The organism is Candidatus Nomurabacteria bacterium (assembly GCA_023898425.1).
GTDB lineage: Bacteria > Patescibacteriota > Patescibacteriia > 2-12-FULL-60-25 > 2-12-FULL-60-25 > HK-STAS-PATE-2.
Genome location: CP060222.1, coordinates 841,117 through 867,805 on the forward strand (window position 1 = coordinate 841,117; position 26,689 = coordinate 867,805).

Below are 26,689 nucleotides of genomic sequence, written 5' to 3' on the forward strand. Positions count from 1 at the left end.
CCCCATCCAAAAACAGAAACTCTTCGGGGTAAAAACAAAGACAAAAAGAATATCCTTTTGGAGAATATTCACTTGTTTGTCTTTGCGCCCACGCGAGAAGTTACTCAAACGCTTGAATGGGAATATAAAACCAAGTCACCGCTCAAACACACGGTCAACCACAACTACACAGCTTTGCGATGTAAATCCACCACTCCAGACTACCTTGATTTCTTGAGACTAGGTAAGGATGATTTAGCCAAGCTGTACAATGTGTATGACGCCTTAATGTGCAATGGCATTCATTGTGGCATCGAAACCATCAAAGGGATTCCGTACTTTTGTCTTTATCAATTCAAAGCACGTTTAACCGCGTGGCCATTAAGTCCGATAAAGCTCGCTTGGCTCACCTACATCTACTGATGGGGTGGGTCTTTTCTTTTGCTCCAAAATAGCCATGATAGCCTTATGCAAACGATTCAAGAAGGAATTCAGCTTATTGCAACCGAAGTAGCAAAACTTCAGGCCGTATCAGGATGGACAGGATCGCCTCGAGCGCTGCTTGTGGGTGGCTATGTTCGTGACATGCTCCTTGAAGTAGAGACAGATGATGCCGATATCGAGATCTATGGCCTAGAACCTCAAAGACTAGAAGAACTCTTGCAACGATTATTTGTTGGGCGTGTACACCTTGTTGGTCGTCAATTTGGTGTATTTCATATCCCCTGCTCAAACGGAACTCTTGATGTTGCTATACCGAGACGCGAATCAAAAATCGCTGCCGGTCATCGTGGTTTTGAAGTTACGGGTGACCCGACCATGTCTTTTGAAGACGCGGCGCGTCGTCGTGATTTTACGATGAATGCTATTTTCCAGGATCCTCTTACAAAAAAGCTCATCGACCCTTATAACGGGCAAGAGGCTATTCGCTTGCGACAGCTACGCGTCGTAAATACGCAGACCTTTATCGAGGATCCATTGCGCCTTTATCGTGCGGCTCAATTTGTTGCGCGTTTCGGTCTAGATATCGAAGGCGAGACCCTCGAATTACTAAAAACCATGAATAAAAATGGTAGTTTAGATGAGTTACCGTCAGAGCGTATTACCGATGAATTAAAAAAACTTCTCCTCTCCGATAAGCCTTCACTTGGCTTCGAAATGCTTAAGACCACAGGCGTTATTGATCGTTATCATCCTGAACTCGCCAAACTTAAAGAGACTCCCCAAGAACCTGAGTGGCATCCAGAAGGTGACGTATGGATTCACACAATGATGGTTATTGATCAAGCGGCGCTACTGTCTACACGTGACAATCTTACGCCGTCACAAAAACTCCAGTGTGTTCTTGGTGCGCTTTGTCATGACCTTGGCAAGGCATTGACCACCGCTCCGCAAGAAAAAGATGGCATCATACGCATGCGATCACTCGGTCACGAAAAAGCCGGCGTCGAACCAACACGAACATTATTAAGCCGTTTTACTTTTGGTGAAGACGTAAATCTTTTTTGCGAATATGTCGCGCACTATCACTTACAACCAACCGCGCTTTTTCGTGAATGGGAAAAAGGCAATCTTTCAGAAGGCGGATATGAAAATGCCGTTCGTAAATTTTTAAAAAAGATTTTACCTTATGACTGGAAAATCTTTTTACTTTGTTGTGAGGCCGACTATCGTGGACGAACATTGCCAGATATAGAAAATGATCCGTTTGAAATTGGTAAAAAATTTTATGATACCGTCCAAACATTTAACCTCGATGCTGCTGCTAAAACACTTCTTGTCACCGGCGAGGAGCTGATTCAACTTGGTGTACAACCAGGTAAACACTTAGGTAATTTACTACGCACCGTTGAGAATGAACGTGATAGCGGACGCATTAAAACAAAAGAAGAAGCGCTCGCGTTTCTTCAACAAGAAGGCTTATTATGACGTATAAAACATCTTTACTTGAGGCGCCATTTAAAGACGGATTGATTCGCGGCACCATTACTGAACGAACTCCCCCTACCCCCTCTTTTACTAAAGAGGGGGCTGAACACAAATTAAAGACACTCGTTTGCGTTCATGGGTTTGAGTGGCCGGCAAGCATTGATCAAAAATTTCGTGTCCTTGCCGAAGAATTACCGAAGCACGGTTATCGCGTGATTCGTTTTGATTATCGCGGCAATGGATTATCTGACGGAAAGTTTCGTGACACACGTATTGCAACCATGCTCGAAGATCTTTCTTTGGTTCTCGATCATGTTGCACCAGACGAAAATGTTGAGATCGCAAGTTACAGCATCGGTACAGCCATCACATCGTTGTACTGGAAAAATAATCCATCACGTATCGGAAAGATTATTTTCTTTGGTGCAGCTTTTGATCATGCGAGCATCAGTCGTTTTGTAACGCTGAAACGCGCGCTGCTTACTCTCCCTTTCGTTCGATTCACCCCGCGCGCTCTCTCGTAGAGAGGGTTGCTTGGCGATTCAAACAATGTGCCCTGATTGATAAGATTTTGAAAAACCGTTTCATCCAACAAAATTCTCACATGAGATTTCTTCAGATTTTTATCGTGACCTTCTTGATCTCAATGTAAATCCGATTGCTGAGACCATTCCGCAAGAACAACGCGCTCTTGTGCACGGTGATCGAGATCATTCTTCGCCGCGTCAAAATGTCACCGCTACCTTTGAAAACGAGATTGTGGTGAAAAACGGTGACCATCACCTAGAAAAACCAGCCTTTATTGAACAGTGGTTGCCGTTTGTGAAGAGGTTTTTGGGTATTTAATAGTAAGGGCTTTTCTTTTTCTTTAAAAAAGACTACTCTCCGGCCATGAAGATTTTTACGTGGCGCCAAAGAGTCTGGGTCATTTTGACAAATCTCGTCATGATTGGCGTATTTGCCGGCATTGGCTATTGGCTTGATGTAAAGTTCGACAAGAAACCCCTCTTTTTGATTCTTGGTGTTCTTACCTCATTTCCATTAGGACAGTGGATCTTGATTAAAATCCTCAAAAGCGAGCATACTAACGGCCGATAAATCGCCAAACCCTATGTTAAATATCCAACTCCCCTCCGAAGTCCTCTTCAATATCGGACCTCTGCCTGTCACAAATAGCATGCTAGCAACAACTGCGATTACGCTTTTTGTGGCTATTTTTGCTGTTTGGTTTCGTTATACGTTAAAGATTGTGCCACGTCGTGCACAAACGACGATGGAAGTTGTTCATGGGTTTTGGATCAAACAAGCCACGGCGGCTTTTGGCTCAGAAGAGCTCGCAAAAAAGATGCTCCCGATGTTCTTTACCTTGTTTATTTTGCTAACATTAGCCAATCAATTTGCTTTAATCCCTCTTGCTGGATCTGTGTTCTTCGGTAGCGTGCCAGCTTTTAGAACGCCAACCTCAGATCTTTCTCATACGATTGCCCTTGCGATTGCGGTAATTGCTTTTGCACATATCGTAGCTTTTACCGCACATCCTCTACAGCATCTCGGAAATTACATTAAAATAAAACCCCTTTTGCAAGTTCGCTCGCTAAAGGACTTTGGTAATGCCTTGATTGAGGTCTTTTTAGGTCTTATGGACATTATTGGCGAGATCGCCAAGGTCCTTTCGCTCTCTGGTCGTCTCTTTGGAAATATTTTTGCCGGGGATGTGATGGTGGTTGTTATTGCTTCTTTGGCTGCGGCAACCTATTATTTTGTGCCAATTCCTTTCATTTTTCTTAGTCTTTTCTCTGGTTTTGTTCAGGCCGCGGTGTTCACCATGCTCTCGATGCTCTTCATTGCCGGTACCGCTGGAACAGCGCTACAAGAGAGGGCGAGTAAATAGTTGACGTTTTCTCGCAAAAAAGCCACAATCTTGTGGCTTTTTTATTTATTTTTATTGTATTATCTCTATGGACATCGTATCCGCTAAAGTTATCGCTGCAGGTATTTGTATGGGTCTTGGTGCTATTGGTCCTGCTATTGGTGAAGGTATGGTTGCATCAAAGGCTATGGAAGCTATTGGTCGTAACCCAGCAGTAGGTGACAAGATCATCCCAAACATGATCGTTGCTATGGCTATTACCGAATCAACCGGTATTTACGCTTTGGTTATTTCATTGATCATTCTTTTCGCCGTCTAACGCGAGGCGCGCCATACCTCTATGGAAGCTTTGCAAAAACTCGGCATTGATGGCGCCAGCATTCTTTTCTACTTGGTGAACTATGGTGTTTTGTTTTTTATCTTAAACAAATTCGTCATACGTCCGCTCACGAAGACAATGGATGAGCGCAGCAATCAAATCCGCACAAACCTTCAAGAAGCTGAGCAGCTACGCATCGACTTTCAAACAGAGATGGCGCGTAAGACTGCCGAAGCAAGTGATCGTGATCAACAATTAAATCACGACCTCACAGCAATTCGTGAAAACGCTGAAAAACAAGCACAGCATTTGTTGAAAGAGGCGGAAAAACAACGCGAACAACTCCTCGCGAAAACAAATGAGGATATTGCCGGGATGAAAGATCGTCTTTTATCTGACATCGAGCGTGATCTTCTTGGTCGCATCGAAAGCATTGTTCGCCACGTGCTTGATGAGACACGCACGGACGAAAAAACCGTACAATCGAGCGTAAAGAATGCTTGGGACAAACTCAAACAATCTTCGAAGCTATGATCTCGCAACGTGTTCGTGATGAACTCTTCACCTTTTTAACAGAAGACTTCAACATTTTTCTCAATACGGTTGATGCATCATTCTTCGCAAGCTCACCTCGTCGTCGTCAACAAGCACTTGATCTTTTTACCGAAAAACACTCAACGGCTATTAAGATTACGGTAAAACTTTTTATCACCGGCAGCTATCACGAATTAAGTACAAGACTTTATCGTTTAGCAAAAGCCTTTGGTAAGCCAAAACTCCTTATCATTCAAAGTGCGGCAACGCCTTCGACAGAACAGCGTGACGGCATGATTCATGCCCTTACAGAAAAATATCCGAAAGCGATTATTCAACAGCGTGTATCACCAGAACTGTATGGCGGTATGCGACTCTTCTTAGACGGTACGCTTTTGGATGAAACGTGGAACGGTACCCTAGGTAAACTGATGCAATCGATTCAACAACGTCTCTATGTCTCGTAACTCTCTACAATCCCTTATCACCGCTATCGATCAATCGCTTTCGCAAGACAAGCGTGAATCGACACCAGTACAAAGCGGGCTCATCCGTTCTACCAAGGACGGCATTATTGAAATAATCGCTTTGCCAGGCTTATCCCTCGGCGAAGTGCTTCAGATTGAAGAAGCTGATGCGAAAGCATTGGTGATGAATATCGAAGCTGATGGCGGTCTTGCCGTGGTCTTAAACAATAGCCAGCGCGTAAAAGAAGGTCAGGCCATTAAACAAACGGGCTCAACACTTTCTATCCCTGTTGGTGATGAAATGCTCGGCCGCGTTGTTGACTCTCTTGGTCAAGCAATCGATGAAGGCAAGCCTATTTCTACCAAACATCTTCGTCCTATCGAGCAAATTGCTCCAGACGTAATGTCTCGTTCTCCTGTTGAGACACCTGTGCAAACAGGCATCTTAGCGATTGATGCGCTTATCCCTGTTGGTCGTGGTCAGCGCGAGTTGATTATCGGTGATCGTCAGACGGGTAAAACAACCATTGCTATTGATACCATCATCAACCAAAAAGATCAGAACATGATTTGTGTGTACGTTGCCATTGGTCAACGTGATAGCAAAACGGCTGAAGTTGTTCGTACGCTTCGTGAACACGGCGCACTCGACTATACGGTAGTTGTGTCTTCAAGCGCATCGTCTCCGGCGATTATGCAATTCTTGTCACCATATTCTGGCTGTGCAATTGCTGAACATTTCTTACATCAAGGCAAAGACGTGCTTATTGTCTACGATGATCTCTCAAAACATGCTGTTGCTTATCGTGAATTGTCACTCTTGCTTCGTACGCCACCTGGTCGTGAAGCCTATCCTGGTGATGTCTTCTACTTGCACTCACGTCTCTTAGAACGCGCCGTCAAGCTTGATGAAAAACTTGGCGGAGGCTCAATCACCGCTCTTCCAATTGTCGAAACGCAGGCTGGAGATGTCTCGGCATATATTCCAACAAATGTGATCTCGATTACTGATGGTCAAATCTTCTTGGATACGACCTTGTTCTATCGTGGTATTCGTCCTGCTATTAACGTCGGTATCTCGGTCTCACGTGTTGGTTCTGCGGCACAGACCAATATCATGAAGAAAACATCGGGTACAACGAAACTTGATCTTGCACAATTTAATGAGTTGGCTGCCTTCTCACAATTTGCGAGTGAGCTCGATGACGCAACCAAAAAGCAACTCACCCGCGGACAACGCACGGTAGAAGCGCTTAAACAAAAAGCCCATAAGCCTCTCTCGCTTTGGAAAGAAGTCGCAACCCTCTGGGCAGCAAAAGAAGGCGCGCTCGACAATGTAGAGCCACAAGAAGTACGTAAATTTATTGAACTCTTCTTGATCCATCTTGAAACGCACGAAGCAGAACTCGTAAAAACCATTCAAGAAGGACAAAAGTTAACGGACGAAGTTGCTGATGCGCTCAAAGGAGCTATCAAACGCTTCTTCCAAGCAAACTAGTCTATGGCATCGCTCATCGAAGTCCGTAAAAAAATCCAATCGGTACAAAATACCAAGAAGATCACACAAGCCATGCAATTGGTTGCCGCCAGTCGCATGAAAGGATTTCAGCGTAAAGCTCTGAGCTCTCGTGCCTATGCCACCGACTTGCTGCAACTCCTTCAATCAAGACAAGAAGCGCTAAGCGAAAGTCCTTACGGAGAAGATCGTAAAGAAGGTAAGACGCTTTTTGTCTTACTCTCATCCGACAAAGGCCTTTGTGGGGCATTAAATGCAAAGCTTTTTCGCGCCTTTCTCCAAAGCCCAGCTTGGAAGGCAACACCTCGCGATCAACAACTTGTTATCACGATCGGTCGCAAAGCGGCAGAAGCTGCACGTAATGAAGGCATTCAAGTTATCGAAGCCTTTGAAGGTATTAAAGAAACCTTTGAACCGCTCGTTGCCCTAGAACTTGTGAAGAGCATCATGGCTTACTGGGATGACAAAAGCTGTAAGGCTATTCACCTCATTGCTCCAGAGTATGTTAATCCGTTTGTCTTCAATACAACGGTTAAACAATATCTCCCCTTTACTGATGAGATGCTCAAAAGCCACGCTCTTCCTCAACAAGACGCCGTCTCTACACGGGATCATCTCTACGAGCCTTCACAAGAACGTGTTATCGAAGCCCTAACGTTACAAGTGATTCAGTCACTCATGACCCAATCATTTTTCGAACTAAAGGCCAGTGAATATTCAAGTCGTATGGTTGCCATGAAAAATGCAACTGAATCGGCCGGTGAACAAGTTCGATCGCTTACCACCGTTTACAATAAAGCGCGCCAAGCCTCTATCACTCAGCAACTTGCTGAGCTCGCTGGAGCCATTAGCGCCATGGAACAATCCACACTATGAAACAAGCAACAGGAACCGTCGTTCGCGCCGTGGGCGTGGTCGTCGATGTCGCCTTTACGGACGCCATCCCGAACATCTACTCCGCCGTCACGACGCAAATCAATGGAGAGACTTGCATCCTCGAAGTCCAATCACATGTCGGCGATAATATCGTTCGCTGTGTTGCCATGTCTTCAACGGATGGCATCAAAGCAGGTCAAGAAGTTACTGATACCGGTGCCCCAATCCAAACACCAGTTGGTGAAGCGGTCTTGGGTCGCGTGCTCAACGTAACAGGTCAAATCATCGATGGCGGTAAACCATTACCAGCAAAAACAGAAACACGTTCAATCCATGCAAAGCCTCCAACGTTTGCAGAACAACGTGGTAGCGTCGAGCTTTTTGAGACTGGCATTAAGGTTGTTGATTTACTCGTCCCATTTATTAAGGGTGGTAAGACAGCGCTTTTTGGTGGTGCTGGTGTTGGTAAAACCGTTATCATGCAAGAGCTGATTCACAATGTTGCCATGTCCTATGGTGGCTACTCAGTATTTGCAGGTGTCGGTGAGCGTTCACGCGAAGGCAATGATCTTATTCGTGAAATGAAAGAATCTGGTGTTATCGACAAAGTCTCTATGGTCTTTGGCCAAATGAACGAACCGCCAGGTGCACGTTTACGCGTTGGTTTTACAGGTCTTACGATCGCTGAAAACTTTCGCGACCAAGGCAAAGACATCTTGCTCTTCGTAGATAATATCTTCCGCTTTACGCAAGCTGGTGCTGAGGTTTCTGCCCTTCTTGGTCGTTTGCCATCTGCGGTAGGCTATCAACCAACACTCGCTACTGAGATGGCGGCTCTTCAGGAGCGTATTACAACAACTCGTAAGGGCTCCATTACTTCGGTGCAGGCGGTGTATGTGCCAGCGGATGATTTGACTGACCCTGCTCCTGCAACAACTTTTGCCCACTTGGATGCAACGATTACGCTTTCGCGTAAGCAAGCTTCGATGGGTCTTTATCCTGCTGTTGATCCGCTTGATTCAAGCTCAACAGCTCTTACCGAGGCTATCGTTGGCAAAGATCATTATGACGTTGCTAACCGCGTACAACGCACTCTTCAACGCTATAAAGAACTTCAAGATGTGATCTCGATTCTTGGTATGGATGAACTTTCAGAAGAAGATAAGCTCACCGTTTATCGCGCACGTAAGATTCAGAAATTCTTAACACAAAACTTTCACGTTGCAGAACAGTTTACCGGCACTCCTGGTCAATTTGTAAAACGTGAAGACACCGTGAAGGGCTTTGGCACTATTTTAAATGGTGACTGTGATCATATCGCAGAACAGCATTTCTATATGGCGGGCACGATCGAAGAAGTTTATGAACGACATGCAGCTGATACTTCGAACGCCTAACGAGATTGTCTACGAAGGTCCAGCAAGTGTCATTACCGGTGTGAGTGAACTCGGGGCCTTTCAGATCTACCCCGGTCACATGGCGATGACAGCGACACTCTCCTTTGCACCGATTGAGATCCGTCACGGCAATAGCACCGAAACGTACTATGTCCGTCAGGGTGTTCTCAATACAGACCCTTCAACCAATCAAACCCACCTTCTTGCCTACTCTTGTGAGCAAGCTCGTGATGCGGACATCAATAGCCTTAGCGAGTATCGAGACTTTGTTCTCGCTCAACTCGACAATGAGGCAAATCTCAATGATTATCAGGTGAAATTCTTAAAAGAAACCTCTGAGTCTATCAATGCGATGATTACGCATATCAAACAATAGCGCCCTCTGGGCGTTATTGTTTTACTTGCCTACTTTGCTCTAAAAGACTAGCCTATCTGCATATGATGAAAACCTACGAAGCAAAAACCTTTGCTCTTGAAGAGCTCGAAGGCCTCAGCGCAAAACAAATCGAAGAACACCTTAAGCTCTATGCGGGCTATGTCAAAAATACTAACGCTCTCATCGAGAAAATTGAGACGCATAAGAAAAATTCTGAGTCGATGATGATCGAGCTTTCAGAGCTCACGCGTCGCATGGGCTTTGAATGGAATGGCATGCGTCTCCACGAAATCTATTTTTCACAATTTGAAAAAGGTGGAGAATCAGCAACAGCACTTCAAGACGCTCTCGCAGCTCAATACGGCTCATTTGAAGCCTGGAAGCAGCAAGTAACGGCTACCGGCATGATGCGTGGCATTGGCTGGGTCTTACTTATTAACGACAAAGAATCAGGCAATCTCCACACGATTTGGGTAAGTGATCACGAATACGGCCATCTCGCAGGTACGGACATCCTCTTTGCAATGGATGTTTGGGAGCACGCTTATACCGTTGACTACACTCCAACTCAACGCGGAGCCTATATCGAGGCTTTTTGGAAGAATCTCAATTGGAGCAAAGTAGAGGCTCGTTACTCCCGTTAAATAACGGGCATCAAAGTATACTGTCATAAAAACGGCTTCGGCCGTTTTTTAAGTATAACCACACACTCTACTATGAAATACACACCAAAAATCGCTTTACTTAGCCTCCTTGCAGCGACTCTGCTCGTAGGTACTGCTACCGCCGCATATATGCGCCTTAATACCACAAATCCTAGCAAAGCCGACGGAATCCCTTTTTCCATCGAACAACGCTCTGAAGTGCTAGCAGAAAATGACTTTCGTTCGCTATTACCAGAAAACCTTACCATCCAAGAAGTGCTTAGGGTTTCTGACTCTATACACATTGTCATTGCTTATACTCCACTTTCTGATGACGGTAACTATCACACCACGTTAAGCTTGTGGCGCGTAGATAAAGACAAAAATATCGCTGAGAATATCCACGAGTTTAGAAGCGATGTACCTGATGGACTCACAACAACTATTGAACGAAGCTTTAGCCGTAACGAATATATTCTTACCATCGATGAAGCGTGGGAAGGAATCCGTATTGTTGAGCGTATTACGCTTGATAAAGAAGGAAATATCGTTACGATTATTTCGCAATCATCGGACATGGAATTTACCGTAAAGAGCAAAAATCATAGCTATACCGTTAAACCACAAGGTGAAACATGTCATGGCTCTAAATCACAGGCTCTTACAACACAGTCCGTCATCACGAAGCTCTTGGTTAACGATGAAGTTATTACCCTTAATAAACCTTACACGGTAAACTGTTCATTATCAGAAATGTACGGCGAGCAATGGGGCATACTCTTTACGGACATCCATGTGAGTTCACTGGATTACTATAAGGAACGCTATATCTATATTCCTCTCTATAAGAGCGATCAAACTCTTAGCTTCGTACTCAAGCAAGATGGATCGATGGTGATTCACAAATAATGAAAACACTGCTCAACCGAGCAGTGTTTTTTATGTTACAATGTTCACATGTATTCGATGTACTTTCGCTCATTAAAAGAAGAAGCCCTAACCGAAATAAAGACGCATAAGAGCGGTGTTTGGATTCGTTCAGAAAATCCAGATAAAAAAGAGCTCGCTAAGCTTGTTTCTCAGTTTGATTTGGAACCCGGTCATCTGCACGATGCGACAGATCCGCTTGAGGTACCACGTCTTGAGGTAGAAGATAAAACCGTATATCTTTTTACTCGTATCCCTGTAAAAGATGACGGCACAGCGGTGACCGTTCCGATCCTTATTGCCTATACTACTGACAATATCGTGACTGTCAGTAATAGAAAACTTACGTCTATCGACCAATGGATCAGTCGTGACAAGACTATTATCACCACTCAACGTACAAAACTTTTATTGCAGATCCTTCAGCACATTAATACCGCTTTCGTTACTCATGTAAATACCATCGCGCGTCAGATTCGCGCCATTAGTTTACAACTCCATACGGCCGACATTAAAAACCGTGAGATTAGTCAGCTCGTTGCCTATGAAGGAGTCTTACAAGACTTCATGTCATCCCTTATCCCAACGAATGCAATACTTACACAGATACTTTCAGGTCGCATTATCAAGCTTTACGAAGAAGATAAGGATTTTGTCGAAGATCTTGTCTTGAGCACAAATCAACTTGTCGAGTTATGTAGAGCCAATCTCAAAACAATTGTCTCGCTTCGCGAAGCCACGGCAACCATCATGACGAATAACTTGAATCGTGTGATTAAACTCCTTACGTCTTTAACGGTTATTTTGATGATTCCAAATCTCATTACTGGTCTTTATGGGATGAATGTAAAACTACCTTTCGACCAACATCCGCTCGCCTTCTTTATTGTCTTTGGGACCATTGTTACATCTACCGTCTTTACCTTCTATATCTTTCTCCGTAACAGATGGCTTTAGGCTTGCCCCTAGCCAAAATGTCCATTTTCGTTTAGACTCCCTCTATACCTATGAAAGACATTTCTCCTATTTTACGTTCTCTTGGCCTTGCTGAGAGCGATGTAACCACCTATTTAAACGCACTTCAGAACGGTCCTAGCACCGTTGTTGACCTTGCTAAACGCACCGGGCTCTCACGTCAGGCTGTCTATCTTTCAATTGACGCCATGACCGAGCGCAGCCTCATGTCGAGTATCCAACGTGGTAAAAAGCGTTACTTTACGGCAGAGCCCCCAACAAAGCTTCTTGCACACGCAAAAAGACAAGCGCAAAAAGTTGATGAATATATCGCTGATTTAGAAAAAGCAATTCCACAACTCGAGCTTCAAGTTGCCGGCGAAAGACCTATTGTACGCCTTTATGAAGGTAAGGAGAGCGTCCGTGTTCACTTAGAAGAAGTTAGCAAAACACGCGCTAAGGATATTTATGAGTTCTCAGATCTTGATGCATTGAGCACGATACTTGTAAACAATGAGAGAGACCCAATAAAAAAAGCTATACAAGATCGAAAGCACACTGTCCACTCACTGTACCGCGTAGCAAGTACCGGAGCCAAGAAACCTCACTACGACTATTTACCTAGCTCGATAGAATCATTTAAATCTAATATCACTGTTTTTGGAAACACTCTTATCCTCACAACTCTGAGCGGTAAAATGCACTCTATAGCTATAGACGACAAACACCTTGCTGAAAGCCTTAAAATCCTCATCAAGTACGCTAAAAAAGGGGTGAAATAAAAACAATTAAAGAAGCCCGCCGAGTGTACAGACATCCTAAGTAGGGTATCGTACATTTGGCGGGCTCCAGGAAGTAGTCCAATTACCTATCACTGTAGTTCAGTGTCTGGTAAAAGGACTTTTTATGTTTCACACATGCTCTCCCCCTTTGTGAGGAGGGTATCAGTCGAACTTACAGTGCCGCCAAGCACGCTACTTAATGGATGTTTCATCCTAGAACTTACGTTCATGCGCGCACCTATTGGCGTGCTCCCGGTGCCGACTGATAACCGAAAGCACATACTATCTATATCATAATATCGATATTTTGTCAATATTATAGTTTACGTAAATATGGCTATTTTTTGTAAAAAAGGCTAAGGTTCGCCACATCTTATGTCCGTTCTCCTTCATACCGAAGGTCTTTCGAAGACCCTGGGTGCTCGCGTGCTTTTTCACGAGGGTACTTTTGCCATATATGAAGGACTAAAAATAGGCCTTATTGGCCGAAATGGCGCCGGTAAAACGACCCTTATGAAAATGCTGGCTGGTGTAGAAAAACCAGATTCAGGTACTATCGTTGTCCATCCAGGAACCCGAGTCGCCTACCTCTCGCAGCATGTTGCCTTTAAAGGCGATGAAACCGTTTTACATTATCTAGAGCGCATTTCTTACAAAGCTGAATGGGAGTGTTCAAAAATAGCAGGTGCTTTTGACCTTAAAAAAGAGAAGCTCCATGTACCCGTGTCATCACTCTCTGGTGGTTGGCAAATGCGCGTTCAGCTCGCTGGGCTTTTGCTTCATGATCCAAATCTCCTTCTTCTTGATGAACCAACTAACTATCTTGATGTACAAACCCAGCTTCTTCTTGAAGAGTTTTTACGTAACTGGAATGGCGCTGTTTTAGTCATCTCGCACGATCGTTCTTTTTTGATGAACGTTTGTGATCACACCATGGAGATTGATCAAGGCGACATCACACTCTACGATGGCGACGTAAATACGTATGAAGCGTTTAAAGAAGAGCGGCTTGCTTTCAATATCAAATTCAATCAAAAAATTGATCAGCAAAAAAAGCATCTGATGGATTTTGTCACACGTTTTGGTGCAAAAGCGACGAAAGCAACACAAGCCCAATCAAAGCTCAAACAAATTCGTAAATTAAAACCGGTTGAAATCAAGCAAAGATTAAAAAGTACAAATATCCGCATTCAATCAACAGATCCGCGAAAAACGTTTGCGGTAAAAGCGAAAGACCTCGTTGTTGGATATGACGATCGAATCATTGCTCGTGATGGAAATTTTGAAATTGATCGTGGTCAAAAAGTCGCGATTCTCGGTGAAAATGGCGCAGGTAAATCCACTCTTCTTAAAACACTTGGCGGAACGCTCGAGAAAATTGATGGCACATTTACTTGGAATAACCGTATTGAAATCGCTTACTACGATCAGTTTTCTGCAGCAACACTTCATCCAAAAGACACGATTGGAGACTATCTCAAACGACAAGCAGGCTATCTTGAAGCTGAAGATGTTTTGCGTATGGCTGGTGCCTTTTTATTTAAGCTCGAAGATCTTGATAAAACCGTCAGCGTTTTATCAGGAGGCGAAAGAGCGCGTCTCGTACTCGCTGGTATTCTTTTGAAAGCTCCTGATGCTCTTCTCCTTGATGAACCAACGAACCATTTAGACTTGGAAACCGTTGAAACATTGGCGGATGCTCTTCATCGCTGGAACGGCACCGTGCTCTTTATTAGTCATAGCCGTAGTTTTGTTAATCTTCTTGCGACGCGTATTCTTGAGGTAAAGGACAAAGCTATTCGCAACTTTCCTGGTACATACGAAGAGTATCTTTATGCACTGAGTCTTGAAGCAGGCATTCCACAAGAAAAACAAGACGACGATGTTATTACAGAAACCGTAAATAAAAAAGAACGTCACGAAAAACGCAAAGAACTTTTACGCAATGTCCAAAAACTTGAAAAGCAATTAGAAGATCTCGAGCTAGAAAGAGAAATACTCATGAAGTCTATTCTCACTGACCCTACCAAAATAGATGTTGAGCGCGACCGCCGATTACAAACACTCGCTACAATTATCACCCATACAGAAAGCGAATGGCTTAAGACCCAAGAAGAGGTACAAAAGATTGAAGAACGTCCATAAGACGTTCTTTTTCGTGCTATAATGCACCCATGAAACGATTGGTTGGCGTATCGCTTATAGTATTCTTTGTATTGCTTTTAACGCTACGATTACCGGCAACAGAAGAAGTAGTAGAGCAACTCCCAGCAACAAAGCCAACCATACAGAAAACACTTATCCCTATTAATGATCAGCCTGAGTTCTACATTGATTATGGACTATCCTTTATTAAGCAGGATCAACCAATGATTGACTCTAAAATACTACTTGTCCCTCATCACCTGCTCCCCGTTAAACAAATTGGTGAAGCATTTGCGTCGGCGCCAAATGAAAAACGCGTTATTCTGCTAGCACCAGATCATTTTTCTGGTTGTCCAACTTTTGTCTGTACAACCGAAGCTGACTTCTCCTATCAAGCAATCACGATACCTACAGTAGCCGCAGAACAATCTCCTATCACGAAATCAGATTTTCTCTTCACACGAGAGCATGCTATCCGTGGACTGCTGCCTTTTCTTAAAAAGCGTTGGCCTGAATCTGAACTCATTCCCATTACTATTAAAGCAGATGCTGACGTTGAAACGATTGATCGTCTCGCTCAATGGATACTCACCGAACTCCAACGAGGCGATACCTATCTCGTTGCAACCATTGATCTTTCACACTATCTCCCTGCTTATCTTGCCGATATTCATGACCTCGTCACCATCCGAGATCTGCTGACACCAGACCCAGAGCGCTGGAAACCAATGGAAATTGATAATCCGCCTATCGCTAGGATTGTCCAAACGCTCTCGAGAGACCTAGGTCTTAAAGGTAGCGTTCAAAGCCATACCAATTCATTGCGCTTGGTCCAATCTAAAAAAGAACGCGAGGGCACAAGCCATGTGATTATTCGTTATTCAAACGAAGGCGAAGTACCAGAAGAAGTTTCAACCATTCTTTACACTGACCCAAGTCGAAAGATCTACAGCATAGAAGACCGTTATTATTGGGGGTTTGATCAAATAATCACAACGTCGACAAAACAAGATTGGGCTGAGGTTATTACCCCAACGACCACCACACGTATCGATCTACCCTTTGAACGAATCGATGGATTAAATAAACCTGTCATCGATAGCGTACAAGCTCGTTAACATCAGTATATTAAGCTACACTTACCTATAATTATGAAAATTTCTCCAACAATAAAAAATGCCATTCTTATGGCGGGAGGGGCTGTCTTGCTTGTCAGCCTTGTGATGAACGGTGTTTTGTATAATCAAACAAAACAACTCGTTGATCAAATCAAAACTACGGTAACGCAATCAACTCCTGTGGCTTCTAAACCCATCCCTCAACAGCCACTGACAGATGAGAATACGGATGAACCAGAAGAGATAGAACATATTGTTCTTGATATTGATTGGCAAAAGCCTGTGCCGCTTTCGGAAGAGATGATTTTTAAATATCGCCTTAGAGATATGCCCTGGGACCAAGGCTTATATGGTATTGATTCTAATTTTGGACAAATTAGTGGTGTCGTAAAAAATGCTCAATACCTTAACTGGAATTTTGTTGTTATGCGCAGCGAGCCTGGTATGGGAGGCTATAATTATTCATATGCATTAATCCCTCCCAATGATAATGCGAATCAAGAACCAGTGTTGCTACCTATGTTAAAGAATGGTGGTTCTACGGAAGACTATGAGAATAGATCCTACTTCGAGATACCAAACCAAAGCGCTACTTTACCGGGTGGCAAAGTCGTTTCAGTACACGATTCATATTTTTCCTGGGATTTAAACACTGCTTTTTCCGGTTTAATCATGAAAACAATGAAGACGAAAGAAGGATACACTGTGAGTCTGACTGATAAAGGCTACTATTTTATTGAATATCCAGGTGGTATTTTCACTACGTACTTTGAAGAACCGATTAGGGATAATGACCGTAGCGATGATTCTCTTCAGTTACAAAGTGCAGGAATTCAAAAAAATCTCTTATTCGTTCCAGGTAGCTTAGCTCCCTATGAAATCGGTGGCTGTGGTGGCCCTGCGACGGTCGTCTTTATCGATTCTTCCTCAAACAAGAATGCTGCAGAAAGCACATTCAAAAGTAGTGAACTTAAAGCGATCAGAACGGGCACAGGATCCACAGTATACCGCGTAACAAATCTTCAGCACCCGGCTTACGAACGTGCTTATGAACAATGGTATCTACCGTCATGGAAAGACGGCCTAAAACCAACTTACGAAGAGTTTCTAAAAATGAATGACCTACCGTTTTTCCTCTTTAAAGATTCTGTTGGTACTTGGACGATGTATACCGCTGCTGGCATTGGATCTTTTGCTGAGTGTGGTAAGCCCGTTATCTACCTCTATCCTCCACAAGAAACCGAAGTACACGTTAAGCTCCCTACGAGTATCGATGTAACCGTCTCTGAACCTACCTATCCAAAAAACGGCTGGACGACCGTAGCGAAACCTAATGGAGATCTCACCATGTCTGACGGAAGCCGTTACACCTCACTTTTTTGGGAAGGCTATGGAGCTACCTATAAAACACCAACAACAGGCTTTATTGTTAAAGGACAAGACGTAGAATCATTCTTGAACACCACACTGCGTAACTACGGGTTAAATGATCAAGAAACAAAAGAATTTAGTGAGTTCTGGGTGCCGATCATGAAAGAGTACCCAACCACGCGTGTTTCCTTTATCACTGATGAATGGGATCAAAATGTACCTCTAGATGTAACACCAAAGCCGGATACTACGATTAGACTCTTTATGGACTGGTCTCCGGTAAGCGCAGATGCGACCATCGAAAAACCTAAGGAAGTTACTACTGCAAAACGATCAGGATTCACTCTGGTTGAATGGGGCGGTCTTCTCAGAAGATAATCATAAAACCCTCCGATCGGAGGGTTTTATGATGGTGGGACCAGATGGAGTCGAACCATCGACCGGTCGTGTATAAGACGACTGCTCTAACCAACTGAGCTATGGTCCCTAATGTGGCCCTACGGTACGCTTTTTGCTCCGAGTGATCAATCCCCTTGTTTATTGGCTTACCATGGACAAAAAAGCCAATTTCGGCTAGTATCGCCGCATGCCAAAGACCTCCCCGACACTCAAATGGACTGTCACAGAAGACCAAGTTGATATGCGCTTGGATCACTTCTTGACTCAAGAAACGGATAAGACCCGTTCGTCTTTGCAAAACGCGATTAAAAAAGGCCTCGTTACGGTAAGCGGTCAAAAACCGACGGTGCACCGCTTTTTACGTTTAGGTGACGAAATTATTTTTACACCAGAAGTAAAACCAACCGCCCTTGAACGCGCCGAAGAAAAAGTAAAAAACCCAGAACTACGCTTGCCAACGCTTGCGAGCATTTTAATTGATACACATCCAGATTATTACGTTATCAACAAACCAGCGGGACTCATGGTTCACCCTGATAATCGTGGCGAAGGTGACACCTTGGTTGATGTTATTTTGACGGCAGAACCAGAGATCGTAAAAGTTGGTGAAGATCCATCACGTCCTGGTATTGTGCATCGTCTTGATAAAGATGTAAGCGGCCTCATGCTTATCGCTCGTACGCAAAAAGGCTTTGATGCTCTTAAAGACGAGTTTGCGCAACGTAATGTAAAGAAAACCTATATCGTTCTCGTACACGGAGCACTTCCACACGATGAAGACGATATCAAATTTCGTATCGCACGCTCGACAAGCAAGGCTCGTATGGCGGCACTCCCCCAAAATGACAGCGAGGGTAAGGCCGCTTGGACACACTATCGCGTCTTAGAACGCTTTCGTGTTGCAACATTAGCGGAGGTAGAAATTTTAAGTGGTCGCACGCACCAAATTCGTGCTCATATGCACGCCCTTGGATGCCCTGTTATTGGCGACGGTCTCTATACCATTAAAAAAACCGAGTTTGATCGCACAAAGAGTCCAAAACTTCTTCTGCAAAGTGTTGGGATTCAATTTACTGATCCCGAGACAGGAGAAAGAAAAAGCTATACTATAGAACGTGACCCTGCTTTTGCGCAGGTGATGGCCGATCTCCCACGTTAATCTATGTCTCGCACCTCGCTCTTTCTTATTGCTGGTAATTCAGCCACAGGCAAATCAACGCTTGTAAAAACATTGTTGAAAAAATCAAATCTTGAGCTTGCTCGATGCATCACAACCACAACACGCCCCATGCGTCGTGGTGAAGTTCAAGATAGTTCTTACCACTTTATTTCAAACGAACGCTTTCAGTCATTAATAAAGAAACAAGCTTTTGTTGAATATGCCACCGTTTTTGGGCATTGCTACGGAACACAAAAAGCTGATTTAGAAAAACTTCTAAAAGCAAAGAAAAACGTACTTCTTATTTTAGACAAGGTCGGTATTAAATCCGTGTTAGAAATCTATCCTGAGGCGATGCTCATCATGCTTACAGCAAAGCGTGAAACCATTAAGAATCGTCTCATAAAACGTGGCACTGATCCAAAAGAGATTCGAGATCGGCTCTCCCATTTGAAAGAAGAAAAAGAGCTCCTACCTTTAGCAGATCTCGTTATCGCAACCGATCAAACAACACCAAGACAAGTAGCGGGACAAGTAGACGCGTTTATTCATCATATTGTTACGTAAGTAAACAGCCATGCAAATGCATGGCTGTTTTTTGACCCTACGGGTATACTGTCAATCATATGATGAAACGAATGACTCTTGCATGGCTCACGGCTTTTGTACTCCCGTTATCGGTACAAGCAGCAACCATTCCAGTTGATCCAAACCTTTCGACTTCTGGCGCTGATAAACTTGAGGTAAAAGCTGATGGCATAGACAGTGCTCGCATCTCAATCAACTTAAAAAATACAAATTTTGGCTCTGTAGAAGGCGCTGTTGTATCGTTAACATCTTCACGTGGACCAATTGATGATATTTCTCCCGAAGAAACAACGACATCACTAAGCGGTCGCGCTAGTTTTACGGTAAAGTCACTAAAAAACGGCACGTCTGTTTTACCCCTAGCTATAACGGCACCGTTTTTAACAAGCCAGTCACCATTATTTTTAAAGACGGTTTAAATCTCGCGTTATCCGTAGGATCGCTCATCAAAATCCCTGATGATAATAACGTAAATACTTTGAGTGATACCGCCGTTTACTACTATGCTTCAAATGGTAAACGTTACGTATTTGCTAACGAAAAAGTCTTCTTTAGTTGGTATCCAAGTTTTTCGGATGTGCAGACCATCACTCTCGAACAAATGTCACTTATCCCTATTGGAGGTAATGTCACCTATCGTCCTGGTTCAAAGCTCGTTAAGTTTCAAACCGATGTTAAGACATACCTACCAACAAAAGGCGGTGTCTTGCGCTGGGTAACATCTGAGCAGGTTGCACGACAATGGTTTGGTGAAAATTGGAATACTCATGTTGATGATATCTCAGAAGCCTTCTTCGTTAATTATCGTATGGGTGAACCAATTGCCCATGAGCTCGATGTAAGCCCCGAAGGATTACGTGCTCAAGTCACAACTATTGATAAAGATCTAGGATTCTAAGCAAACAAAAAAACCCTCGGTGTTAAGACCGAGGGTTTTTTGATATTACGCTTTTGCTGGTTTGAGCTTGATGTCTTTTACATCTTTCAAACGCTTCTTGTTGTGACGTACAAAAGAGATGTCGTTTTTCGTGACTCTTGCCTTACGTACGAGCTCAATCTTTGAGATAGAAGGGAGGTTGAGTGGGAAGATCTTTTCAACGCCAACACGTTCAGCAATTTTGCGAACGGTCATTGTTTTGTGACCAGAGCCACCAACAGCAATAACAAGGCCTTCGTAGACCTGGATACGCTCACGTTCTGCGCCAGCTTTTGTGACGTCTTTGATCTTCTGGTGCACGCGAATCGTCATACCTGTCTCAATTTGAGAGGTATGGATCTCTGCAGGAAGGATAAGGGTTTCAGCCATATGATTGCGAGAAGACTAGCGAATTTGACGAAAGAGGTCAAGTCCTGCGTAAGACTTGGCGTAAATATGGGGCTGTTTTGCTTGTTTTGGACTTTGCGACCTCTTCGGGGGTCCCTTGGGCCATAATCTGGCCTCCGCGTAGACCTCCGTCTGGGCCCATATCGATCATCCAATCTGCCGCCTTCATGATATCGGTATTATGCTCAATAACGAGCACGGTATTACCTTTGTCCACCAATGCCTGTAAAACCTGCAAAAGACGCTGCATATCCTCGAAATGAAGGCCTGTTGTTGGCTCGTCTAGGATATAGAGGGTTTTACCCGTAGAACGCCGTGAGAGCTCCGTTGAGAGCTTTACACGCTGTGCCTCGCCCCCAGAGAGGGTCGTGGCTGATTGCCCAAGACGTACATAACCCAAGCCAACCTCTTCAAGTACGGCAATCTTGTCATAAATAGCCGGTTGATCGAGAAAGAAGCGCTTCGCCTCTTCTACGGTCATATGCAAAATATCCGCGATGGTTTTGCCGCGATAACGCACCTCGAGTGCTTCGGCATTATAGCGTTGACCATGACATTCATGACATTCAACATACACATCCGGCATAAATTGCATGGAGATTTGAATACTCCCGTCACCTGAACAAGCCTCACAACGTCCACCACCTTTTACATTAAAAGAAAACTTACCCGCATCAAAACCTCTAGCCTTTGCTTCGGGCATCTCGGTAAACAAATCACGAATAGCCGTAAAGACACCCGTATATGTCGCTGGGTTTGAGCGAGGTGTGCGTCCTATAGGTGATTGGTCAACCGTTACGACTTTGTCGATATACTCCATCCCATCAATACGCTTATGCTCTGCGATGGGATCTTTTGTATTATAGAAGTGACTCGATAAGGCACGGCCAAGAATATCGAGAATCAATGTCGACTTACCAGACCCAGAAACACCAGAGATACAAACGAGCTTACCTAGCGGAATCTGACAATCAACATTTTTAAGATGGTAAGCCGAAGCTCCCTTGATCGTGAGATGCTTTCCATTGCCCTTTCGGCGTTTCGCTGGCGCTTCAATCCCATGCTTACCTGCAAGATATTGACCTGTTTTTGAGTCTTTTGCTTTTTTTATCTGAGCCAAAGTACCTTCTGCGATGATATGTCCACCGTACTCGCCTGCTCCAGGACCAATATCAACAATCCAATCAGCGGCTTTCATGACTTCTTCGTCATGCTCTACGACAATCACGGTATTTCCGAGATCACGTAAACGTTTAATCGTGCCTATCAGTTTATCATTATCACGAGGATGCAACCCAATAGACGGCTCATCTAAAATATAAATCACTCCAGATAGTTCGCTCCCTAGTTGTGCCGCAAGTCTTACGCGTTGAGACTCCCCGCCTGATAGAGACATGGACGAACGATCGAGCGTTAGATAATCCAAACCAACATCAAGTAAATGCTTGAGTCGTTTTGTGACTTCGGTTGAAACTTGCTTCATGACGGCGCGCTCATGCGGTAATAAGTCGATCTTTTTTTCGTTTTTGACAAAGAGTTCAAAAAACGTTTGAAGCTCATCAAGTGGCATCGTAACCAAATCTGCAATGCGCTTATTCATGAGCGACACCGAAAGCGCTGTGCGACATAAGCGTGCGCCTTTACAATCAGGACACGTAAGCACGCGCATATAGGTCTCTAACTCTTTTTGTAAATATTCAGAATCGGTTTCGCGATGCTTTGTTTCGAGCATTGCGAGCACACCCTCAAAAACAAATTCTTTTTCTCCTACTTCAAAATGTTCTTCGCCCGTTCCATAAAAAAGCACTTTTATTGCCTTTGCGGAAAACGTCTGGATAGCATCATTGATGCTGAATCCGTATTTTTTACCCACCTCTTCTATAAGTTTGAGCTGAGTACTTTGATTACCCGCCATACGTGCCCAAGGCTTAATAGCACCTTGCGCGATGGTAAGTTTTTTATTTGGGATAACAAGTTCAGGCTCTAAAACAAGCTTCGTCCCTAGACCTGTACAAGCAGGGCAAGCACCGTGAGGTGAATTAAACGAAAATAATCTTGGCTCAATTGGCGGCAGCGATAATTCACACACTGAACAAAAAAGTGAACATGAGAGTAATTGCTCATCACCATTTTCTTCATTCAGAAAGATGAGGGTACCGTTCGCTAATTCAACCGCCTGCTTTACCGCTAAAAGCGCTACATCAATGACAAGCGACGAACTTTTATCAAATCGCCCGGTGATCACCTCGATGGTGTGCTCTTTTGTCTTATCTATTTTTGTTTTACTAAGCTCAGCGATATCAACCAAGGTTCCGTCAAAACGCACTTCTTGAAAACCTCGTTGCTTGAGCGATTGCAAAACCACTTTATGCTCACCTTTTTTTTCGCGAATAACTGGCGCGAGTACTGTGATCGGATGTTTCTTTACACGCTTCATCAAATCTTCTGCCATCGCTTGTGGAGATTGTTCACTTACAAGTGCATCACATTTTGGACAATGCGGTCGTCCGGCACGCGCAAAAAGCACGCGTAAAAAATCATACATCTCCGTGGTTGTACCTACAGTAGAGCGTGGATTATTAGATGTTGTTTTTGATCAATGGCGATGGTTGGAGACAAGCCTTCGATTGCATCGAGATCTGGCTTGTCCTGCATCTCCATAAACTGACGCGCATACGAAGACATACTCTCCATATAACGACGCTGACCCTCTGCATGAATCGTATCGAAAGCGAGTGATGATTTACCAGAGCCTGAAAGTCCGGTCATCACGATGAAGGCGTTTTTCGGTAAATCGAGTGAGACGTTTTTAAATTATGAACGCGTGCTCCTCGTACCGAAAGGACATGTTGTTTGTGTGCTTTGGCCTTTGGCATGTTGGCGCGAGGCTAGCACTTATGACCTTTCTTATCAAGGGTCACGGCGCACCACCAGTACAAGTGTTCCCTACGATCAAATTTAAATTCAAGAACCTGCTGCTGGGGGTTAGGCATGCGCCGATATATTTTGCTTCAGGGTCAGAGATGGCGTTAAGCTCAGTAATGCGACCGCCTTTACAAAATACGCATTTATTACTATCAGTGGCGCATTGTCTTGGGTAGATGCTATTCCCCGATCTAAAACAAGGCGATGACGGAAGTGAAACAGACGATACCTCCGTTTCCGCAGTAAGACAAATTTTTGTCGTACCCCCCTTGGCCCATTGCAAATACTATCAGGCTCAGTGCTCGGATCTTCGCATTCTGGCTGGATAGTGCACTTAGCATCTTCAGGCACAACCCAATTGACCTCTACCAGTCTTGGAACTTGAAGTTTTTCAACCGATCCTCGGCATAAGGCAAAATCATGGTCTGAGTTTGGCGTAAGCAAATCTTCGATAACAGTGCCAGCATTTCGATAGCCAGAAACACAATCAGCGCTGCCACCGCTTGGCGTCACGCACTGATCGTTACTTGTACAAGGTGAACCAACTGGATTATTTGTTGTCTTAATACAAAGTTTCCAGCTATTTGACTCACAGACTAGGCCAGATTCACCTTTGCAATCATCATCAGTACCACAAGGCGCTAAAAATGTTCCATCTGAACACTCTTTGATCGTTTGACCAGAAGCAAGCCCTGTCGGTTCGCCATCACTACCGAACAATGAACTACTCCAAAATGAGGCACGTTGTTCCGTCGATCGAACAAAACGAGTCTCAAGGCATTTTTGACCACTGCTACAATCGGTATCCGTTGAACAATTTGATACAGCGTTACGACGAGAGTTACTACCGCTATAGCCAAAGTTCGCAGTGAATTCCCGACATATAATGTCATCTGGAGGACTTGTGAACTGCAATACCGTTGTCGCTGGATTAATAGTATTTAAAATGACATACGCACCCAATACTAAACCATCCCAACAATACCGTTTTTAATAATGTCTTTGCCATCACTAACACCAAGCGGTGTAGCGGATACGAGGTAACGAAAACCACCATACGTAACCATCACGATAGCGACCACTAAGACAATCGAAGTGAGGTAACGATAAACAACGTTAATATATTCGGTGAGACCGTTTACTTGAGAAACGCCTCCGATAGAAATACCAAGCGTGACCGGAAATACAGGGTTTGTATCCTCACAACGTGCAGCAATTGAACGATTAACGTCTTCTTGTGTACGACCAAGGGTATCTGTGACAGGCGCTGTGCTACCTGTATTTGTATTATCATTTTCAGTAGGAGAAGTAATTCCGTAACGGCATTCTCTATCAGCTGGGTTGCCTCCATCTAAAGCGCCCTTAATTAAAGGCCCTATGCACTGGGTTAAAGCTGCGTATCCGCCGTCAACAAAGTGTGCCTGGTAACGATCAAGTGGATAATCGATTCCTTTGTTTAAGCCTTGATACCACTTCACTCCTAAACTAGGTAAAGTGCTTTGTTGGATTTGAGAAGTTGCTCTATGCGTATTAAGCGTGATCGAGCCATTCGTACTTGGCTGACCATTAGACCACATAGTGCCAATCCAAACGATATTATTCGTCTTTTGCTTTATTGTATTCACAAAAGAAGCCAAACTTGTTTGAAGATTATCTCCACAGTCATTTGCCTGACAAACATTGCCATTAGCACTTGCACACCCACAGTCATTACCACCAAGAAAAACAACAACTCCATATACAGGCTCAGAAATACTGTTAAACCCATCCCGAGATAAATGGCCGCCTGCACCCAAGAAAGAACGCGTTTCTTCGCCACTATGTGTTATCGTTTTAATTACACGGAACCCTTGTGATTCTAAGTATGTTTTCATCGGAGCCTTAAATCCATCTCCTTGACTATCACCGATGATGACAATGTTTTTTGTCTGCTGCGCGTGCACAAAAGATAATGGCACGCTAGAAAAAAGCGCGAGCAGTGAAAGAGTTGCCGCTATACGGCGAAAAAGAGCGTTCATAGTTTTGTTTTTGGTAGAGTGTTTTGTTTTTCTAACCATTTGATGATCGAATCAAAAGCCTCACGATCAAGTGAGCCTTGTACGCGATGACCGTTTAAGAAAAAGGTAGGCGTCCCTTGTACACCTGATTGCAATCCGAGGGCGATATCTGTTTCTACGGCAGTACGTGTACGACCTGATGTAAGGCATTCTTCAAAGAGTAGTGGTGCAACACCAGCCTCTTGAGCATAACGAGTTAAATCTTTATCGCTAAACAATTGATTGAGAAAAAGCTTATCGTGATAACTCCAAAACTTGTCTTTATCAATTTGTTGTACGCAACGCGCAGCCATCGCAGCTTTCGTTGCGCCTGGATGTAGGTATTCGATTGGAAAATCTCTCACGATCAAACGCACTTCGTCTGGTTTATCGGTAACAAGCTGGCGCACATGCTCGAAAGATTGCTTACAAAACGGGCAGCCATAATCTAAAAATTCAACAATTACCACTGGAGCATCCATAGAACCAACCGAAGGAGCGTCATCAGATTGCAAGCGTAATAAGTCTGACTTGCTCACATTTGGTGATACGGCGCGATTACTGACACTCGAACCAAAGGTCCGGTCAAAGACAGGATCAATATCTCCATTGCGTATACCCGAATAAAAATCAAAAACCTGACGTGTAAATGCAAGCACACCAACGACCAATAATAAAAGAAAAAGCCATCCTATCGTTTTAGGTAGACTGAGACGGGGCTTAGATTTTAAAGGGAGCTCAGCCATATTAACTCCATTATATCACGTTGACGTAATACCTGTCTTGCGTTAACGTGAGCGCCGATATGAGACAAACTATTCTCGCTATTGTCATGATCACCCTCTCGATCGTCTTGACGATCTTGATTCTTCTTCAGCAAAGAGGCTCTGGCCTTGGTGCTGCTTTTGGCGGTGATTCGAGTGTTTTTCGTACAAAACGTGGTCTTGAGAAGGTCATTTTCTATAGCACTATCGGTGTAGCGGTATTGTTCTTCGGTGTTGCCATTCTCAACCTCGTTCTCGCTTAATTTGACCGCCCTTCGTTTTGAAGGGTT

The 26,689-nt window shown here is 44.0% G+C and carries 28 protein-coding genes, 1 tRNA gene and 1 pseudogene; 24 read left to right on the top strand and 6 right to left on the bottom strand.

Annotation, left to right across the window (positions count from 1 at the left end):
- The first annotated feature begins 57 nt into the window (after nt 1-57).
- From H6759_04680 to H6759_04770, 19 genes are all read left to right on the top strand, one after another.
- Entirely contained in the window at nt 58-402 is a 345-nt protein-coding gene (locus H6759_04680; GenBank protein USN52286.1) for a hypothetical protein, read from the top strand.
- A gap of 45 nt (nt 403-447) precedes the next feature.
- A complete protein-coding gene (locus H6759_04685; protein USN52287.1) occupies nt 448-1,908 on the top strand; it encodes an HD domain-containing protein in 1,461 nt (486 codons plus the stop codon).
- On the top strand, nt 1,905-2,432 hold the full coding sequence (locus H6759_04690; GenBank protein ID USN52288.1) for an alpha/beta fold hydrolase: 528 nt from the start codon (nt 1,905-1,907) through the stop codon (nt 2,430-2,432). The genes H6759_04685 and H6759_04690 overlap by 4 nt, the downstream gene beginning before the upstream one ends.
- Before the next feature lie 367 nt (nt 2,433-2,799).
- Nucleotides 2,800-3,006: an AtpZ/AtpI family protein gene (locus tag H6759_04695; protein ID USN52289.1), complete on the top strand. Its 207-nt coding sequence runs from the start codon at nt 2,800-2,802 to the stop codon at nt 3,004-3,006.
- 13 nt (nt 3,007-3,019) lie between these two features.
- Entirely contained in the window at nt 3,020-3,799 is a 780-nt protein-coding gene (locus H6759_04700; GenBank protein USN52290.1) for a F0F1 ATP synthase subunit A, read from the top strand.
- A gap of 67 nt (nt 3,800-3,866) precedes the next feature.
- On the top strand, nt 3,867-4,097 hold the full coding sequence (gene atpE, locus H6759_04705; protein ID USN52291.1) for an ATP synthase F0 subunit C: 231 nt from the start codon (nt 3,867-3,869) through the stop codon (nt 4,095-4,097).
- A 21-nt stretch (nt 4,098-4,118) separates the two neighbouring features.
- Complete coding sequence (locus H6759_04710) at nt 4,119-4,631, top strand: ATP synthase F0 subunit B (protein USN52292.1); 513 nt, start codon at nt 4,119-4,121, stop codon at nt 4,629-4,631.
- Nucleotides 4,628-5,098, top strand: a complete 471-nt coding sequence (locus H6759_04715) for a F0F1 ATP synthase subunit delta (protein ID USN52293.1) — start codon at nt 4,628-4,630, stop codon at nt 5,096-5,098. Before H6759_04710 ends, H6759_04715 begins: the two co-directional genes overlap by 4 nt.
- Nucleotides 5,088-6,596, top strand: a complete 1,509-nt coding sequence (locus tag H6759_04720; protein USN52294.1) for a F0F1 ATP synthase subunit alpha — start codon at nt 5,088-5,090, stop codon at nt 6,594-6,596. The genes H6759_04715 and H6759_04720 overlap by 11 nt, the downstream gene beginning before the upstream one ends.
- A 3-nt stretch (nt 6,597-6,599) precedes the next feature.
- Nucleotides 6,600-7,490, top strand: coding sequence for an ATP synthase F1 subunit gamma (atpG, locus tag H6759_04725; protein USN52295.1), 891 nt, complete (start codon nt 6,600-6,602; stop codon nt 7,488-7,490).
- Nucleotides 7,487-8,887, top strand: coding sequence for a F0F1 ATP synthase subunit beta (locus tag H6759_04730; protein ID USN52296.1), 1,401 nt, complete (start codon nt 7,487-7,489; stop codon nt 8,885-8,887). Before atpG ends, H6759_04730 begins: the two co-directional genes overlap by 4 nt.
- Nucleotides 8,853-9,263 (top strand): hypothetical protein, encoded by a 411-nt coding sequence (locus H6759_04735; protein USN52297.1) that lies wholly within the window; start codon nt 8,853-8,855, stop codon nt 9,261-9,263. Before H6759_04730 ends, H6759_04735 begins: the two co-directional genes overlap by 35 nt.
- A gap of 62 nt (nt 9,264-9,325) precedes the next feature.
- Nucleotides 9,326-9,907 (top strand): superoxide dismutase, encoded by a 582-nt coding sequence (locus H6759_04740; protein USN52298.1) that lies wholly within the window; start codon nt 9,326-9,328, stop codon nt 9,905-9,907.
- Between the two features lie 72 nt (nt 9,908-9,979).
- Nucleotides 9,980-10,816: a hypothetical protein gene (locus H6759_04745; GenBank protein USN52299.1), complete on the top strand. Its 837-nt coding sequence runs from the start codon at nt 9,980-9,982 to the stop codon at nt 10,814-10,816.
- A 48-nt stretch (nt 10,817-10,864) separates the two neighbouring features.
- Nucleotides 10,865-11,791: a magnesium transporter CorA family protein gene (locus tag H6759_04750; GenBank protein ID USN52300.1), complete on the top strand. Its 927-nt coding sequence runs from the start codon at nt 10,865-10,867 to the stop codon at nt 11,789-11,791.
- A 50-nt stretch (nt 11,792-11,841) separates the two neighbouring features.
- On the top strand, nt 11,842-12,570 hold the full coding sequence (locus H6759_04755; GenBank protein USN52301.1) for a hypothetical protein: 729 nt from the start codon (nt 11,842-11,844) through the stop codon (nt 12,568-12,570).
- Nucleotides 12,571-12,945: 375 nt separating this feature from the next.
- Nucleotides 12,946-14,715, top strand: a complete 1,770-nt coding sequence (locus H6759_04760; GenBank protein USN52302.1) for an ABC-F family ATP-binding cassette domain-containing protein — start codon at nt 12,946-12,948, stop codon at nt 14,713-14,715.
- Nucleotides 14,716-14,744: 29 nt separating this feature from the next.
- Entirely contained in the window at nt 14,745-15,833 is a 1,089-nt protein-coding gene (gene amrB / locus H6759_04765; GenBank protein ID USN52303.1) for an AmmeMemoRadiSam system protein B, read from the top strand.
- A gap of 33 nt (nt 15,834-15,866) precedes the next feature.
- The gene (locus H6759_04770) at nt 15,867-17,582 is read left to right on the top strand and encodes a hypothetical protein (protein ID USN52304.1); all 1,716 of its coding nucleotides are present in this window, start codon (nt 15,867-15,869) and stop codon (nt 17,580-17,582) included.
- Between the two features lie 32 nt (nt 17,583-17,614).
- On the opposite strand, the gene H6759_04775 is transcribed toward H6759_04770, so the two are convergent.
- A tRNA-Ile gene (locus H6759_04775) sits at nt 17,615-17,691 on the bottom strand.
- Between the two features lie 99 nt (nt 17,692-17,790).
- Between H6759_04775 and H6759_04780 the strand changes: the two genes are divergently transcribed.
- From H6759_04780 to H6759_04795, 4 genes are read left to right on the top strand one after another with little or no spacing between them, the layout of a single operon-like run.
- The gene (locus H6759_04780) at nt 17,791-18,762 is read left to right on the top strand and encodes an RluA family pseudouridine synthase (protein ID USN52305.1); all 972 of its coding nucleotides are present in this window, start codon (nt 17,791-17,793) and stop codon (nt 18,760-18,762) included.
- Between the two features lie 3 nt (nt 18,763-18,765).
- The gene (locus tag H6759_04785; protein ID USN52306.1) at nt 18,766-19,329 is read left to right on the top strand and encodes a guanylate kinase; all 564 of its coding nucleotides are present in this window, start codon (nt 18,766-18,768) and stop codon (nt 19,327-19,329) included.
- Between the two features lie 59 nt (nt 19,330-19,388).
- Nucleotides 19,389-19,769 (top strand): Ig-like domain-containing protein, encoded by a 381-nt coding sequence (locus tag H6759_04790; GenBank protein ID USN52307.1) that lies wholly within the window; start codon nt 19,389-19,391, stop codon nt 19,767-19,769.
- Between the two features lie 59 nt (nt 19,770-19,828).
- On the top strand, nt 19,829-20,248 hold the full coding sequence (locus H6759_04795) for a hypothetical protein (GenBank protein USN52308.1): 420 nt from the start codon (nt 19,829-19,831) through the stop codon (nt 20,246-20,248).
- 45 nt (nt 20,249-20,293) lie between these two features.
- On the opposite strand, the gene H6759_04800 is transcribed toward H6759_04795, so the two are convergent.
- The 5 genes and pseudogenes from H6759_04800 to H6759_04820 all read right to left on the bottom strand — a co-directional run bounded on the left by H6759_04800 (nt 20,294) and on the right by H6759_04820 (nt 26,381).
- Entirely contained in the window at nt 20,294-20,656 is a 363-nt protein-coding gene (locus tag H6759_04800) for a 50S ribosomal protein L19 (protein ID USN52309.1), read from the bottom strand.
- Nucleotides 20,657-20,693: 37 nt separating this feature from the next.
- Nucleotides 20,694-23,550: pseudogene (uvrA, locus tag H6759_04805) on the bottom strand (excinuclease ABC subunit UvrA).
- A 109-nt stretch (nt 23,551-23,659) separates the two neighbouring features.
- Nucleotides 23,660-24,562, bottom strand: a complete 903-nt coding sequence (locus H6759_04810) for a hypothetical protein (GenBank protein USN52310.1) — start codon at nt 24,560-24,562, stop codon at nt 23,660-23,662.
- Between the two features lie 2 nt (nt 24,563-24,564).
- Nucleotides 24,565-25,617 (bottom strand): SGNH/GDSL hydrolase family protein, encoded by a 1,053-nt coding sequence (locus tag H6759_04815; GenBank protein ID USN52311.1) that lies wholly within the window; start codon nt 25,615-25,617, stop codon nt 24,565-24,567.
- The gene (locus H6759_04820; GenBank protein USN52312.1) at nt 25,614-26,381 is read right to left on the bottom strand and encodes a DsbA family protein; all 768 of its coding nucleotides are present in this window, start codon (nt 26,379-26,381) and stop codon (nt 25,614-25,616) included. Before H6759_04820 ends, H6759_04815 begins: the two co-directional genes overlap by 4 nt.
- 59 nt (nt 26,382-26,440) lie before the next feature.
- On the opposite strand from H6759_04820, the gene secG reads away from it, so the two are divergent.
- Entirely contained in the window at nt 26,441-26,662 is a 222-nt protein-coding gene (gene secG, locus H6759_04825) for a preprotein translocase subunit SecG (protein USN52313.1), read from the top strand.
- Nucleotides 26,663-26,689 lie beyond the last annotated feature (27 nt).